The following is a 13,272-nucleotide window of genomic DNA, read 5'->3' as shown; positions in this document are numbered from 1 at the left end:
GCGCTCGGACCAGCACGGACGTAAGCTGACTGTATGTTCAAACAGCACGTTCCCGCACCCGTGCCCGCCGACGGCCTCGCCGCGGCGCTTGCTCCGTTCGGCCGGTCCCGGATGCTGCCGCGCGAGGCGTATGTGGATCAGGCGGTGTTCGACTGGGAGCAGCGCAACATCTTCTCCGGCTGGACCTGCGTCGGCCATGCCGGCGACCTCGCGGCGGTGGGCGCCCAGCGGGCCACGGGCAGCGGCCCCAACGGGATGCTGCTGGTCCGCGGTGAGGACGGCACCGTCCGCGCGTTCGCCAACACCTGCAAGCACCGCGGACACGAGCTGCTGGCCTGCAACACGACCGCGCGCGGGCGAACCATCGTGTGCCCGTACCACGCCTGGTCGTACAAACTCGACGGAACCTTACGCAACGCACCGGGATTCGGCGAGTTCGAGAACTTCGATGCCGGCGAATTCGGCCTGACCGAGCTGCGGCTGGTCAACTGGCACGGCTGGCTGTTCGTCGACCCCAGCGGCGAGGATGTCGAATTCTCCTCTCACGTAGCCGGATTGGAGGAGATCGTCGGTCCGTACCGACCCGAGGATCTGACGATTGTGGCGCGCCACTCCTACGAGCTGGCCACCAATTGGAAGGTCATCGCCGAGAACTACCAGGAGTGCTATCACTGCGCAAGCATCCATCCCGAGCTGTCCCGGATCAGTCCGCCTACCAGTGGCGAGAACATCGACCTCGAGGGTTCGTGGATGGGCGGCTGGATGTCGATCGTCGACGGCGCGGAGACGATGTCGCTGTCCGGTAAGAGCGACGGGGTGGCGATCGCGGGTCTGTCCGAGCACGAACTGCGCAGCGTCATGTATCTGGTCGGCTATCCGAACCTGTTGGTCAGCCTGCATCCGGACTATGTGATGACACACCTGATGACCCCGCTGGCCGCCGATCGCACACACGTCGAGTGCGCGTGGGCGTTCCCGAAAGACGTTGCCGCCACGCCCGGATTCGATCCGTCCTACGCGGTGGACTTCTGGGACCTGACCAACCGGCAGGACTGGACGGCGTGCGAGTCGGTGCAGCGCGGCCTGTCCTCACCGCACGCGCGGCCGGGTCCGCTGGCGCCCGACGAGGACGGTGTCTACCAGTTCGTCACGCGGGTCGCTAAGGCGTACGCCGGTTCCGCTGATCGCGCGCAGGCACCCCGTTGACACCCTCGATCGACTGCGCGTAACTGCCCACCGCGAAAGCCGTCGAGGACGCCATGATCTCCAGCGCGGTCCGGTCGATGTTGTCGATCGTGTCACCGCGGGTGTGGTAGTTCGGGTCGAACGCCACGTCAGCCTTGCCGCCCCACAGCCGTGCCTGCACCTCGGATTTGCGCTGTGACGAGCCGGTGGTGAGGCCGCCGACGGGTATGCCCAACGCCAGGAACGGGCCGTAGTCGGTGGTGCGTTGCAACGGGATGTCCGCGGGCCGCACGCCTGCGGTGTTGAGGTGGCCGGCCAGCAGCCGTTCGATGCCCGCCGAACCGTCGGGGGCGGGCACCACTTCCCCTGTCTGCGTGGACTGGTCACCGTCGTCGGTGAAGTAGCCCGGATTGGGCGAGCCCAGCATGTCGAAGTTCAGGTACATCGCGATGCTGTCGAGTTGGTCCTTGTCCAGCGAGCGCAGGTACGTCGTCGATCCGTCCATCGACACCTCCTCGGCTCCCCAGAACGCGAACCTGACCGCGTTGGTGGTCTGCGGCTCACCACCGAGCTGCAGCGCCGTCTCCAGCACTGCGGCCACACCGGAGCCGTTGTCGTTGATCCCCGGACCGGACCGCACGCTGTCGAGGTGTGCCCCCACCATGACCACGTTGCTGTCGTCGCCGGTCTTGGTCTGTGCGATGATATTTCGCGACGTGGTCATCACGGGCTCGTTGTCCAGGACAAGCGTGACGGGTTGTTCGGTCCGGCGCAGGGCCGCGTCGGCGGACGGATCGATCACACCGACCGGCACCGTCAGGTGGTTGTAGTACCCCGAGGAGAAAAGGGTGGGCGCGGTGCCGACGGGCCGCGACGGGCTTGCCTGGGTGACCACGAGCATGCCGACCGCCCCTTCGGCGACGGCCACCCGGTGCTTGTCGACGATCGAGCACCCGCTGTCGTCGACCACGGCGATGGCCTCGGCGACCGACACGTCGCCGTAGTCGGCTGCCGTGCACCCGGCCGCTCTGCGGGGCCGCAGGGTGACGGCCCTGAGACCGCCGCGGGGGGTGGTCAGCAGCATGGACGCCTGATCGACCCGGAAAGTGCGGCCGGCCACGGTGAGCGCCGGCCGGCCGCCCTCCGAGCCCGACAACCGTTCGAACTCCGGGGTTTGCACGTCGAAACCTCTGTCGCGCAACATCTGTGCCACGTAATCCACGCTGGCCTGATACCCGGGAGACCCGTCGGCGCGATTTCCGTCGTTGGCGTCGGCGATCTCCTGCAGCTTGACCAGGTGCCGGTACACGCCGTCGATACCCACCTTGTTCGACAGGTCGGGGCCCAGGTCGACCGGCGGTGGCGCCGGCTCGGAGGTACACGCCACCACCAGCGCGCTCACCGCCGCGACGACCACGGCCGCCCCCCAGCGAGCCCTCATGGCGCGGTCAGCTGGTGACGGGTTCGGTCGTCACGTACCGGAATGCCGTTGCGCCCGCGCTGTTCCTGGGCATAGAGACCGACGGAGTAGCCCACGCCGCTGCCGTGGATCTGCAGCGCCGTCTCGTCGATGTTGTCGATGTTGTCCTCGGGCTTGTGGTAGTTCGGGTCGAACGGCTGGTCGGCCTCGCCGCCCCACACCTCGGCCTGGGCGGCGGACTTCTTCTCCTCGCCACCCGAGAACAGCCCTCCCGCAGGGATTCCCGCCATGGTGAAGCCGTCATAGTCGGAGCGGCCGTCGAACGAGGTGTCCTCACCCGGTTTGCCTGCGCGGTCGAGATAGGCCACCAGCGTGCGCTCGATCCCGGCGGACCCCTCCGGCACCCTCGGCACGCCCTGACGCGCGTCCGGCCGTGTCGACTGGTCGCCGTCGTAGGTGAAGTAACCCGGATTCGGCGAGCCGAGCATGTCGAAGTTCAGATACAGCGCGATGTCCCTGAGCGCCTCGAGGTCCAGCGAACCGATGTAGTCATTGGACCCGAGCAGCCCGGTCTCCTCGGCACCCCAGAAGCCGAACCGCACAGCGTTGGCCACCGGCGGCGAACTACCCAGTTGCAGTGCGGTTTCCAGCACCGCCGCGACACCGGAGGCGTTGTCGTTGATGCCGGGCCCCTCCGGGACGCTGTCGAGATGCGCGCCGACCATCACCACGTCGGAAGTGGACCCGGTCGTGGTCTGGGCGATCACGTTCCGCGTCTTCTCCACGCGCACCCCGGCGTTGAGACGCAGAACCGTCGGCGCTCCCGACCGTCCGCGGATCTGCTCGCCCGCGGCCTTGGGCACACTGACGACGGGGATCCGCACGTTCGTGGTGTCCCCCAGCGTGCCCCCCGTCATGTTCGGACCGTCTTCGTTGTTGGCGACGATCAGTGCCACCGCACCGCGGTCGGCAGCCACCGACTGCTTCTGCCCGAACGGGCACGAGCCACGGTCGACCAGCACGACCGCCCCTTCGACCGGCAGACCGTCGTAGTCCTCGGCCGTGCATCCGGGGGTGTCCTCCGAGCGGGCCACCACGATCGGCCCGGACACACCGGGGCCCTGGGTTCCGATGGTGTACTCCATCGGCCTGGCCTCGACCTTGTCGCCCGCGACGGTCAGCGACGGTTCGTCAGCCCACGGGATCTTGACGTCGAACTCCGGGGTCTGCACATCGAAGCCCTTGTCCCGCAACGCTTCCACCACAAAGTCCACGCTGGCGTCGTAGCCGGGGGTGCCGAGTGCGCGATTACCGTCGTTGGCGTCGGCGATCTCCTGCAGCCTGCGCAGGTGCGCCATCATGGCGTCGCCGGTGACCTTCTGCGCCAGGTCGTCGGCGAAGGCGTTGGCAGCAGCCGGGTCCGCGGTGGGCTGCGGCGCAGGGGCAGGATCCGGTTCGGCGCCGCAGCCGCCGACTGTCAGGAGCGCGACGGCCAGCACGGCCACGACTTTGGTCCGGGTCACGGACTCCACGTTAGCGCGGCCCCTGGCGGTCACCCAGATAGTCCAGTACTGCCGCCGCGGTGACCTCGGGTTGTTCGATCTGCAGGAAGTGCCCGGCGGCAGGGATCGTCTGCACGCGGCTACCCGGCGGCAGCACGTCGGCGACCCCGTCGGCGTACCCCGCCTGCATCGCCCCGTCCGCAAGCCCCTGGAGGTGCAGAATCGGCACCGCGGGAATCCCGAAGCACCACCTGTGCAGGTCGGCGTACCGCGCTGCGGGACGCGACGGGCGCACCATCGCACGGTAGTAGCCCACCGCCGCCCGCCGGTGGGCCGGGCTGGGCAGCGCCGACAGCGCGTCGTCGAGTGCGGTGCCGGTGTCGTACCCGGGTGGTCCCCAGTCCTGCCACAGCCGCGGGATCACCCTGGGCAGCAGCCGCTCGGGAAGACCGGGCACCTGGAAGAACAGGATGTACCAGCTGTTGCGCAGCTGGCGCGGCGCCATCGCGACCTGGCGACGGAGCGAAGCGCGGGTGCGGCTGATGGCGCCCACCGGTGGCACCGCCATCGAGATGTGCTCGGCGAACGGCGAATCCGGGTAGGCGGCGAGGGCGCTGGCGGTGAACGCACCCCAGTCGTGGCCGATGAGCACGGCGTCGTCGGGAGCGCCCAACGCCGCATGCACGGCCAGCGCGTCGTACATGAGCGCCCCGATGTGATAGTCGCCGTCCGGTGCCGGACCGGTCGGTGCGTAGCCGCGGGCGAACGGCGCCACCACCCGCATACCCTGCTCGGCCAGCAGCGGAGCCATGGCGCGCCAGCCCCACGCACTGTCAGGGAAGCCGTGCAGGCACAGCACCAGCCGACCGTCGGCGGGGCCCCACGCCAGCGCGGTCACGTCCAGGTGCGGCAGGCTCAGCGTCAGTACCTCAGGGGCGGTCACGGTTTCCTCCGGATCGTCGGGCGGGTCACGCGTCGCGCCGATTCACGACGACCAGAGCCGCGGCGAAGACGACGGTGATCACCGCAGCGAAGTAGCCGAGCGAGCCGAGAGCCCCCCAGCGCCACGCGAAGCCCGGGAACAACCACTGCACGTCGAGGAACCGGAAGGCGTTGGCGAAGGGCAGGTACGGGCCCACCTCCCAGCGGCGGCCGGGCATGTTGGCCAGCAGCGGCTCGACCAGCAGCGGCCACAACAGCAGGACGGTCACCGCGCCGGCCGTATGCCGCAACAACGCCGCGACACCGACACCGAGTACTGCCGCCAGCCCCGCATACGGGGCGATCGCGGCCGCGAACCCGAGTGTGGCTGCCACGGTCAGATTGTCACCCACTCCCGGTGCGGCGACCAGCCGTGCCACCAGCACCGATCCGACCACCATGAGTGCCGCGGCAGCCGCCGAGTACACAGCGGCGACAACAGCTTTCGCGCAGATCACCAGCGTCCGTGCGGGGGTGGCCATGAACGTGGTCGCGATCAGCCCGTTGCGGTACTCGCCAGTCAGCGTCATCGCCGCGACGATCATCAGCACCGGGACGCCGAACACGGCGACCCCGAGCGCCGCGGTGGGGACGGTCAACCGCTCGTGGTCATAGGCGACGGAGGCCTGCAGGGTCGCCAGGCCCACGCTCAGCACCGCCGCGGCCGCAGACGCCCACAGCGGCGAGCGCAGCGTCGTCAGCTTGATGCGCTCGGAGTTCGTCACCGCCACGGCGCGACGTATCACTGTGATCTGCCCCGGTACTCGGTGGCGTTGTCGGTCATGGCCAGGTAGGCCTGTTCCAGCGAAACCTGTTGGGAACTGAGTTCGTGCAGCGCGATCGAGTGCTGCGCGGCGAGATCGCCCACGACCTCGGTCGCGGCGTGGTGCACCGTCAGCGCCGTGCCGTCCTGCGCAACGGTGAGCCCGGCCGCGGTCAGCACGGTGTACAGCTCCTCTACCCGCGGGCTGCGCACCCGCACGGTGGCCGCGCCGGAGCGCTCGACGAACTCGGTGACCGAGGTCGACGCGATCAGTCGGCCCTTGCCGATGACCACCAGCCGGTCGGCGGTGTTGGCCATCTCCGACAGCAGATGGCTGGACACCAGCACGGTGCGACCGTCGGCCGCCAACGTCCGCATCAGCGTGCGGACCCAGTGGATCCCCTCGGGGTCGAGGCCGTTGACCGGCTCGTCGAACAGCAGCACCGGCGGGTCGCCGATCAACGCCGACGCGATGCCGAGCCGCTGGCTCATGCCCAGCGACAGCGTGCCCACCCTCGCCCCCGACACCGCGGTCAGCCCGACCATCTCCAGCACCTCGTCGGGACGCGACGTCGCGATCCCGTTGGTCGCGGCGATCCAGCGCAGGTGGTTGCGCACCGTGCGGTTCGGATGGACCTGCCTGGCGTCCAGTAGCGCGCCGACCGTGCGCAGCGGGTCGGTCAGCTGCCGGTAGGGCTTGCCGTCGATGGTGGCGGTGCCCGACGTGGGGGTGTCGAGGCCCAGGATCATGCGCATCGTGGTCGTCTTGCCCGCCCCGTTCGGGCCCAGGAATCCGGTCACCACACCGGGTTCGATGGTGCAGGTCAATCCGTCGACCGCGCGGGCCGATCCGTGGGCGGACCGGAACACCTTGGTCAATCCCCGCAGTTCGATCACGCTGTCACCGCGGCCACCACCAGGTCGGCCACCGCGCGCATGCCGTCGGCATTGGGGTGCAGCGGCGCAGGTCGCCCCGGCAGTGGCCAGCCGAACCTCGTGGTCCAGGGCTGGGCCGACCAGGCGTGGTGGCTCCGGCTTGCCTCGGCGGCCCGCACCAGCCCGCACCCGGTGGCCGCCGCCGCGTCGGCCGTCAGCTGTTCCAGCGTGGCCGCGACGTGCCTGCCCAGCGTGACGTCGGGGCCACGCAGCGGCGGTGCCGCCCCCGAATCCGGCAGCAATGTCAGGTAATCCACGAACAGGACGGTGGCCTGCGGCGACCGTCGCCGGACCTCCCGTCCGACGTCGACCAGGGCGCTGCCCACCTCGGACAGCGCGGCGTAGCGGGCCGTCGGATCGAGCAGGTCCCGGAGCCGGCCCCCGAGCAGGGGCACCGCCCGGACCGCACGGGGTAGACCCGCCGCGAACAGCATCGGGACGTATCCGGCGTCGTTGCCGCCGATGGTCACGGTCACCAGCGTCTCGGTGCCGTCGAGCGCGTCGATCTGCGGCGGTGCGCTGCGCTGGGATTCCGACAGCACGTGCGCGGTGGTCGCCCCCGAGTAGGTGACGTCGACCAGATCGAGACCGAGCGCGGCCGCCACGAGATGCGGGTAGTTGCGTTGCGAGCGGCCCGCCGCCCGGGGTGAACCCGGCACCCTGGGCCGGATCCCCGGGCCGGCCGCCATCGAACTGCCCAGGGCGACATACCGTTCCATCACGTTGACGGGCTGGATGCCTGCGCCCAGAACCTCTTCGGGATCCGGCCTGCGCGGCGCGCCAGATATCCGGCTCGGACTGCGGCCGACATCGCGGCGGCCATCGCAGGCGGATCGGCCGCGCGGGTGACGGCGCTGGCCAGCAGCACGGCGTCACAACCGAGCTCCATGGCCAGCGCGGCGTCGCTCGCGGTGCCGATGCCGGCATCAAGAATCACCGGCACGCCCGCCGCCGCCACGATCATCTCGATGTTGTGCGGGTTGGCGATGCCGAGGCCGGTGCCGATCGGCGAGCCCAGCGGCATCACCGCGGCGCAGCCCGTGGCCTCCAGCCGCCGTGCCAGCACCGGGTCGTCGTTGGTGTACGGCAGCACCACGAACCCGTCATCGACCAATTGCTCTGCCGCCTTGACCAATTCGACGGCGTCGGGAAGCAGGGTCCGCTCGTCGGCGATCACCTCGAGCTTGACCCAGTTGGTGTGAAGCGCCTCGCGGGCCAGCTGGGCGGTCATCACAGCCTCGGCCGCGCCCCGGCATCCGGCGGTGTTGGGCAGCGGGGTGATGCCGAGGCCGGCCAGCAGATCCAGCACCCCGGTGCCGCCCTCGGCGTCGACGCGCCGCATCGCGACGGTGGTGAGCTCGGTGTCGGAGGCGATCAGTGCGGCCTCCAGCACCGCCAGGCTGGGTGCGCCGCCGGTGCCGAGGATCAACCGTGAGTTGAACTCGCGGCTTGCGATGCTCAACTTCTCCGTCGTGAAATCAGCCACCCTGCACCGCCGTCACCACTTCGATCTTCGCTCCATCGGTCAGCGCGGTGTCCCACTGCGAGCGGGGCACCACCGCCCAGTCCACTGCCACGGCGATGCCCTTCTCCGGGAAGCCCATCCGGTCCAGCAGTGCCGCAACCGTGGTGCGCTCGTCGATGTCCACCGCCTCGTCGTTCACGATCACCTTCATCGCGCCACCCCCTCCAGCTTCGCGCCCGCCAGCTCGGCGGCGATGGTCTCCACCGTCCACGGCGCCAGCAGGAATCCCGACCGGCCGTGCCCCGCAGCCACCAGCGTCCGCTCGTCGAGCCGGTGGACCAGGGGCAGATTGTCGGGCGTCATCGGACGGAGACCGGCTGCGGCCTCGGCGAATTCGTACTCACCCAGCGCCGGCATCACGGTGCAGGCGTCGTCGAGCAGATCCCGCACGCCGCTGACCGCCGGGGCGGTGTCACGGCCGTGTTCGTACTGCGTCGCGCCCACCACCACGCCGTCGGAGCGCGGCACCACGTACACCTGGCGGCCCCGGACCCGGGCGCGCACCACCCGCTGCGGCACCGGCAGACACCCGCGCCGCCAGCGCAACCGGAGCACCTCGCCCTTGACCGGACGCACCGCGAGGCCGGGCCACAGCGACGGTGCGTCTATGCCGTTGGCGATCACGACCGTGTCCGCGGCGCCCAGCTCGGTCAGCGACCCCACCGGCGGCGCCCATTCGACACCGAGCTGCTCGCACTGTGCGGCGAGCGCCTCGACGACTGCCCGGTTGTCCACGGCAAGCTCGGTCTCCGCGACGAATCCGTGCCGGATACCTTGGGCGAGAAGAGGTTCGATGTCCCGGGCCGACGTCGTCAACGTCACCGGATGGCCTTGGCCGGACAGCCAGGTACCCACCGTCTTCAGGTCGGCGGCGTCGGCCTGGTCGACCGCCACCACCAGGGACTGTCGCGCGGTGACCACCGCGGGCGGCAGGCTGTCCAGAAAGGTCTCATGCCACAGCCGCAGCGACTCCAAGCCGACCTGGAGCAACCGTTCCTCGCCGGGCCAACCCTCACTGTGCGGTGCCAGCATCCCGCCGGCAACCCATGAGGCGCCCGGTTCGCCGGTGCGGTGCACCCGCACCGCCCAGCCGTCGTGGGCGGCACGACGCGCGACGGCGAGGCCGATGACACCGCCGCCGACGACAGCCAGCGACCGATGTGTCTGGGCTGGCATCGCGTACTCCCTTCGCCGGCATGACCCGGATCAGGTGTGACGGTAAGAGCCGGCAGGCTCACTCTCAGTCCCCGGACCCGGGACTCCCGTGTGGTCGGTTACCAGACTACGTGGCGGCGGCGCTAGCGTTCGAGAGTGCCCACATCCCCCCGACTTGCCGGCGCCTCGCTGTACCTGTGCACCGACGCCCGCCGTGAGCGCGGTGACCTGGCCCAATTCGCCGACGCCGCGCTCGCGGGCGGAGTCGACATCATCCAGCTCCGGGACAAGGGCTCGCCCGGGGAGCAGCGCTTCGGCCCGCTGGAGGCGCGCGAGGAGATCTCGGCACTCGAAGTCCTCGGCGACGCGGCCCGCAGGCACGGCGCGCTGCTGGCGGTCAACGACCGCGCCGACATCGCGCTGGCCGCCCACGCCGACGTACTGCACCTGGGCCAGGACGACCTGCCGCTTCCCGTCGCGCGCCGCATCGTCGGGGACGTGGTGCTGGGCCGGTCGACGCACGACATCGACCAGGTGAGCGCCGCGGTGACCGACGACGTCGACTATTTCTGCGTGGGGCCGTGCTGGCCGACGCCCACCAAACCGGGGCGTCCCGCACCGGGTCTGGACCTGGTGCGCGCGGCGGCCGCGCTCGGCACCGACAAGCCGTGGTTCGCGATCGGCGGCATCGACGCCCAGCGGCTGCCCGAGGTGCTCGACGCCGGCGCACGGCGCATTGTCGTGGTGCGGGCCATCACGGCCGCCGACGATCCCGAGGCCGCTGCCTCCGAGCTCGTCGGCTTGCTCGGCTCCGCGGTGTGATCAGCTCGGCGGGTTGACCTGCAGCGGGAGCGTTGCCGTCACCTCGCGCAGCCGTTCCCAGCTGGCCGCGAACCCCGGATGCAGCGGCAGGTCGGCGACCTCGTCCTCCGCGACCCAGCGCAACTCCGAGCTCTCCCGGTTGGGCACGGTGTCGAGCTGCTCGTCGGCGTCGGCGATGACGGTCGTATAGGTCCACCCGACCACCTCCGCGGTGACGACCGTGGTCCGTACCGTCAGCTGATCGGCGGGCAGACCGGCTTCCTCGTGGGCTTCGCGGACCGCCGCCTGCTCGACCGTCTCGTGGCTGTCCCGGGCGCCGCCGGGCAGCCCCCAGGTCCCGCCCTGATGACTCCACGGCGCCCGGTGCTGGAGCAGCACCACCGCAGATCCGTCGGGGCGGGGGGCGCGCACCAGAAGTCCGGCGGCACCGTATCTGCCCCAATAGGCAGCGCCGCCGGTGGACACCACCCAGCCGTCACCGTCCCCGCGCACCGGTTCAGGATAGGTAACGCGGGGCCGAATCGGTGAAGCCACGGCGCGCCGAAGCCGCACGCGCCGTGCCAGAAGCTCTTAGAATTCCCTCATAGAATCGTGCCAGCCCGTGTTCGACCGACCGCCGGAGAGATCGAGACCAAGATGAGGTCCGCGCAGACGTGACTGTGGAGTTGGCGCACCCCTCGACCGAGCCTCTTGCGTCGCGGTCACCGACGGCCCCGTCGCACCCACGATGGTGGTTCCTGTGGACGACGCCGGGCCGCATCCTCAGCATCGGGCTGGCCCTGGCCACTCTGGTGATCGCCAGCGCATTCGCGACCTCCACCACCATCAACGACCGTCAGCAGGCGCTGACGACAGTGCTCAACCACACCGAGCCGCTGTCGTTCGCCGCCGGCCAGCTCTACACCACCTTGTCGGTCGCCGACGCCGCCGCGGCCACCGCCTTCATCGCAGGCGCCGAACCACGCGCCGTGCGGCAGCGGTACGAGCAGGCCATCACCGACGCGTCGGTCGCGGTCACCCGGGCGTCCAGCGGGCTGACCGAAGAGCCGCTGGTGCAGCTGCTCGGCCGGATCAACGCGCGGCTGGCCGTGTACACCGGGTTGGTCGAGACCGCGAGGACCAACAACCGGGCGGGCAATCCGGTCGGTTCGTCCTACCTGTCGGAAGCCTCGGCTCTGATGCAGCAGAAGATCCTGCCCGACGCGCAGCGGCTCTACGAGCAGATCTCGGCCCGGGTGGACGTCGAGACGACGGCGTCGACCCGTATCCCGGCACCGGTGATCCTGGTGGTCATCGCGACGCTGCTGTTCGGTGCATTCGCCAACCGCTGGCTGGCCAAGCGGACCAGGCGCCGGGTCAACATCGGCTTCGTCGCGGGCGGGGTCGCCGTGCTGATCATGTTGATCTGGGTGGGCACCGCGCTGGTGATCTCGACAACCGACAGCCGCAGCGCCAAGGAGACCGCCGCCGAGTCACTCAAGACGGTGACCACACTGGCGATCACTGCCCAGCAGGCCCGTGCCGACGAGACGCTGTCGCTGATCCGTCGCGGCGACGAGAACATCCGCAAGCAGTCGTACTACCAGCGGATCGAGGCGATGCAGGAGCAGCTGGCCCGGTACATGGCCCGAGACGACTCGATCGACAAGACCGATCTGGCCGACGCGGATGAGCTGCTCGACCGGTGGCGTGCCGCCGACGACCGGATTACCGCCTACATCGCCGTCGGCAATTACCAGGCGGCCACCCAGGTGGCGCTGGGCACCGGCGAGGACGACGCGACGCCGGCGTTCGACAAGCTCGACGAGGCGCTGACGAAAGGTATCGAGCAGAGCCGCACCCAGCTGCGCAACGAGATCATCAACGCCCGCCGGGTGCTGTCGGGCGCCACGGTGGGCGCTGCGGCGCTGTCGATCATGGCGGCGATCGCGGTGGCGTTGGGCATCTGGCCCAGGCTGAGTGAGTACCGGTGATGAGCGCTTGCGCGAAGAACAGAGAGCGATGATGAGCGCGAAGAAGTGGGGCGCACTGCTGGCGGCGGCCGCGGTGCTGAGCGGGTGCGCGCAGGCGTCGCCGGTGGTACCGACCCCCGGTGTCACGCTGGCCCCGCCGACCCCGGCCGGTTTGGAGGAGCTGCCGCCGGAGCAGGTGCGGCCCCCGACCGAGGCCGACGAAGACTGTGACCGCAGGGCGAGCCTGCGGCCGTTCGACACCGAGGAAGAGGCCGACAGGGCCGTGGCCAACATCAAGGCCCGCGGCAGGCTGATCGTCGGGCTCGACATCGGCAGCAACCTGTTCAGCTTTCGCGACCCGATCACCGGCGAGATCACCGGTTTCGACGTCGATATCGCCGGCGAGATCGCCCGGGACATCTTCGGCACACCGTCGCAGGTGGAGTACCGGATCCTGTCCTCGGAGGACCGGGTCGCCGCGCTGCAGAACAATCAGGTGGACGTCGTCGTCAAGACCATGACCATCACCTGCGAGCGCAAGAAGCTGGTGAATTTCTCCACCCCGTACCTGACCGCCAACCAGCGGATCCTGGCCCCGCGGGACTCCAACATCCGGCAGTCGTCGGACCTGTCGGGCAAGCGAGTGTGCGTGGCGAAGGGGACGACGTCCCTGGAACGCATACAGCAGATCACCCCGCCGCCGTTGATCGTGGGCGTGGTCACCTGGGCCGACTGCCTGGTGGCGCTGCAGCAGCGCCAAGTGGACGCGGTCAGCACCGACGACGCGATCCTGGCGGGGCTGGTGTCGCAGGATCCCTACCTGCAGATCGTCGGCCCGTCGCTGAACGAGGAGCCCTACGGCATCGGCGTGAACCTGGAGAACACCGGTCTGGTGCGCTACGTCAACCGGACGCTGGAACGGATCCGTCGGGACGGCACCTGGAACACGTTGTACCGCAAGTGGTTGACCGTGCTCGGGCCCGCGCCCTCACCTCCGGCCGCGAGGTACTCGGACTGATGACCGAACGCAG

The 13,272-nt window shown here is 70.0% G+C and carries 14 protein-coding genes and 1 riboswitch; of the genes, 4 read left to right on the top strand and 10 right to left on the bottom strand.

Annotated elements, in window-relative coordinates; genetic code table 11:
* The first annotated feature begins 33 nt into the window (after positions 1-33).
* Positions 34-1,206 (top strand): aromatic ring-hydroxylating oxygenase subunit alpha, encoded by a 1,173-nt coding sequence (locus EL337_RS02755; RefSeq protein WP_048633234.1) that lies wholly within the window; start codon positions 34-36, stop codon positions 1,204-1,206.
* Here the strand turns inward: EL337_RS02755 and EL337_RS02750 are convergent.
* The 9 genes from EL337_RS02750 to thiO form a co-directional block, all read right to left on the bottom strand.
* Entirely contained in the window at positions 1,160-2,626 is a 1,467-nt protein-coding gene (locus EL337_RS02750) for a M28 family metallopeptidase (RefSeq protein ID WP_048633235.1), read from the bottom strand. The genes EL337_RS02755 and EL337_RS02750 overlap by 47 nt on opposite strands.
* Positions 2,623-4,137, bottom strand: coding sequence for a M28 family metallopeptidase (locus EL337_RS02745; protein WP_048633236.1), 1,515 nt, complete (start codon positions 4,135-4,137; stop codon positions 2,623-2,625). Before EL337_RS02745 ends, EL337_RS02750 begins: the two co-directional genes overlap by 4 nt.
* Position 4,138: 1 nt before the next feature.
* A complete protein-coding gene (locus tag EL337_RS02740; RefSeq protein WP_048633237.1) occupies positions 4,139-5,050 on the bottom strand; it encodes an alpha/beta fold hydrolase in 912 nt (303 codons plus the stop codon).
* A gap of 25 nt (positions 5,051-5,075) precedes the next feature.
* On the bottom strand, positions 5,076-5,831 hold the full coding sequence (locus tag EL337_RS02735; protein WP_370737171.1) for an ABC transporter permease: 756 nt from the start codon (positions 5,829-5,831) through the stop codon (positions 5,076-5,078).
* On the bottom strand, positions 5,831-6,748 hold the full coding sequence (locus EL337_RS02730; RefSeq protein WP_048633239.1) for an ABC transporter ATP-binding protein: 918 nt from the start codon (positions 6,746-6,748) through the stop codon (positions 5,831-5,833). The genes EL337_RS02735 and EL337_RS02730 overlap by 1 nt, the downstream gene beginning before the upstream one ends.
* The gene (locus tag EL337_RS02725; protein WP_048633240.1) at positions 6,745-7,506 is read right to left on the bottom strand and encodes an SGNH/GDSL hydrolase family protein; all 762 of its coding nucleotides are present in this window, start codon (positions 7,504-7,506) and stop codon (positions 6,745-6,747) included. Before EL337_RS02725 ends, EL337_RS02730 begins: the two co-directional genes overlap by 4 nt.
* Positions 7,506-8,273, bottom strand: coding sequence for a thiazole synthase (thiG, locus tag EL337_RS02720; protein WP_048633241.1), 768 nt, complete (start codon positions 8,271-8,273; stop codon positions 7,506-7,508). The genes EL337_RS02725 and thiG overlap by 1 nt, the downstream gene beginning before the upstream one ends.
* On the bottom strand, positions 8,266-8,463 hold the full coding sequence (gene thiS, locus EL337_RS02715; RefSeq protein ID WP_048633242.1) for a sulfur carrier protein ThiS: 198 nt from the start codon (positions 8,461-8,463) through the stop codon (positions 8,266-8,268). The genes thiG and thiS overlap by 8 nt, the downstream gene beginning before the upstream one ends.
* Positions 8,460-9,488 carry a glycine oxidase ThiO gene (gene thiO / locus EL337_RS02710; protein WP_048633243.1) on the bottom strand — a complete coding sequence of 343 codons (1,029 nt, stop codon included), beginning with the start codon at positions 9,486-9,488 and terminating at the stop codon, positions 8,460-8,462. Before thiO ends, thiS begins: the two co-directional genes overlap by 4 nt.
* A riboswitch (TPP riboswitch) is annotated at positions 9,479-9,588 on the bottom strand. Its footprint overlaps the gene before it by 10 nt.
* Positions 9,589-9,623: 35 nt before the next feature.
* On the opposite strand from thiO, the gene thiE reads away from it, so the two are divergent.
* Entirely contained in the window at positions 9,624-10,289 is a 666-nt protein-coding gene (thiE, locus tag EL337_RS02705; protein ID WP_048633244.1) for a thiamine phosphate synthase, read from the top strand.
* On the opposite strand, the gene EL337_RS02700 is transcribed toward thiE, so the two are convergent.
* Positions 10,290-10,781: an NUDIX hydrolase gene (locus EL337_RS02700; RefSeq protein ID WP_048633245.1), complete on the bottom strand. Its 492-nt coding sequence runs from the start codon at positions 10,779-10,781 to the stop codon at positions 10,290-10,292. It lies immediately after the preceding gene.
* 161 nt (positions 10,782-10,942) lie between these two features.
* On the opposite strand from EL337_RS02700, the gene glnX reads away from it, so the two are divergent.
* Together glnX and EL337_RS02690 are read left to right on the top strand one after the other, a co-directional pair.
* Complete coding sequence (gene glnX, locus EL337_RS02695; protein WP_048633246.1) at positions 10,943-12,262, top strand: protein kinase G-activating protein GlnX; 1,320 nt, start codon at positions 10,943-10,945, stop codon at positions 12,260-12,262.
* A gap of 31 nt (positions 12,263-12,293) precedes the next feature.
* A complete protein-coding gene (locus EL337_RS02690; RefSeq protein ID WP_370737170.1) occupies positions 12,294-13,259 on the top strand; it encodes a glutamate ABC transporter substrate-binding protein in 966 nt (321 codons plus the stop codon).
* Positions 13,260-13,272 lie beyond the last annotated feature (13 nt).

Source organism: Mycolicibacterium aurum, assembly GCF_900637195.1.
Classification (GTDB): Bacteria; Actinomycetota; Actinomycetes; order Mycobacteriales; family Mycobacteriaceae; genus Mycobacterium; species Mycobacterium aurum.
The sequence above is the reverse complement of the archived record's forward strand: the minus strand, read 5'-3'. Positions and strand labels throughout refer to the sequence as shown.

Bases quoted from the DNA above. Each gene is read 5' to 3' on its own strand.
- EL337_RS02755 (WP_048633234.1), top strand. From the start codon at position 34: ATGTTCAAACAGCACGTTCCCGCACCCGTGCCCGCCGACGGCCTCGCC.
- EL337_RS02750 (WP_048633235.1), bottom strand. From the start codon at position 2,626: ATGAGGGCTCGCTGGGGGGCGGCCGTGGTCGTCGCGGCGGTGAGCGCG.
- EL337_RS02725 (WP_048633240.1), bottom strand. From the start codon at position 7,506: ATGGAACGGTATGTCGCCCTGGGCAGTTCGATGGCGGCCGGCCCGGGG.
- thiS (WP_048633242.1), bottom strand. From the start codon at position 8,463: ATGAAGGTGATCGTGAACGACGAGGCGGTGGACATCGACGAGCGCACC.
- thiO (WP_048633243.1), bottom strand. From the start codon at position 9,488: ATGCCAGCCCAGACACATCGGTCGCTGGCTGTCGTCGGCGGCGGTGTC.
- EL337_RS02690 (WP_370737170.1), top strand. From the start codon at position 12,294: ATGAGCGCGAAGAAGTGGGGCGCACTGCTGGCGGCGGCCGCGGTGCTG.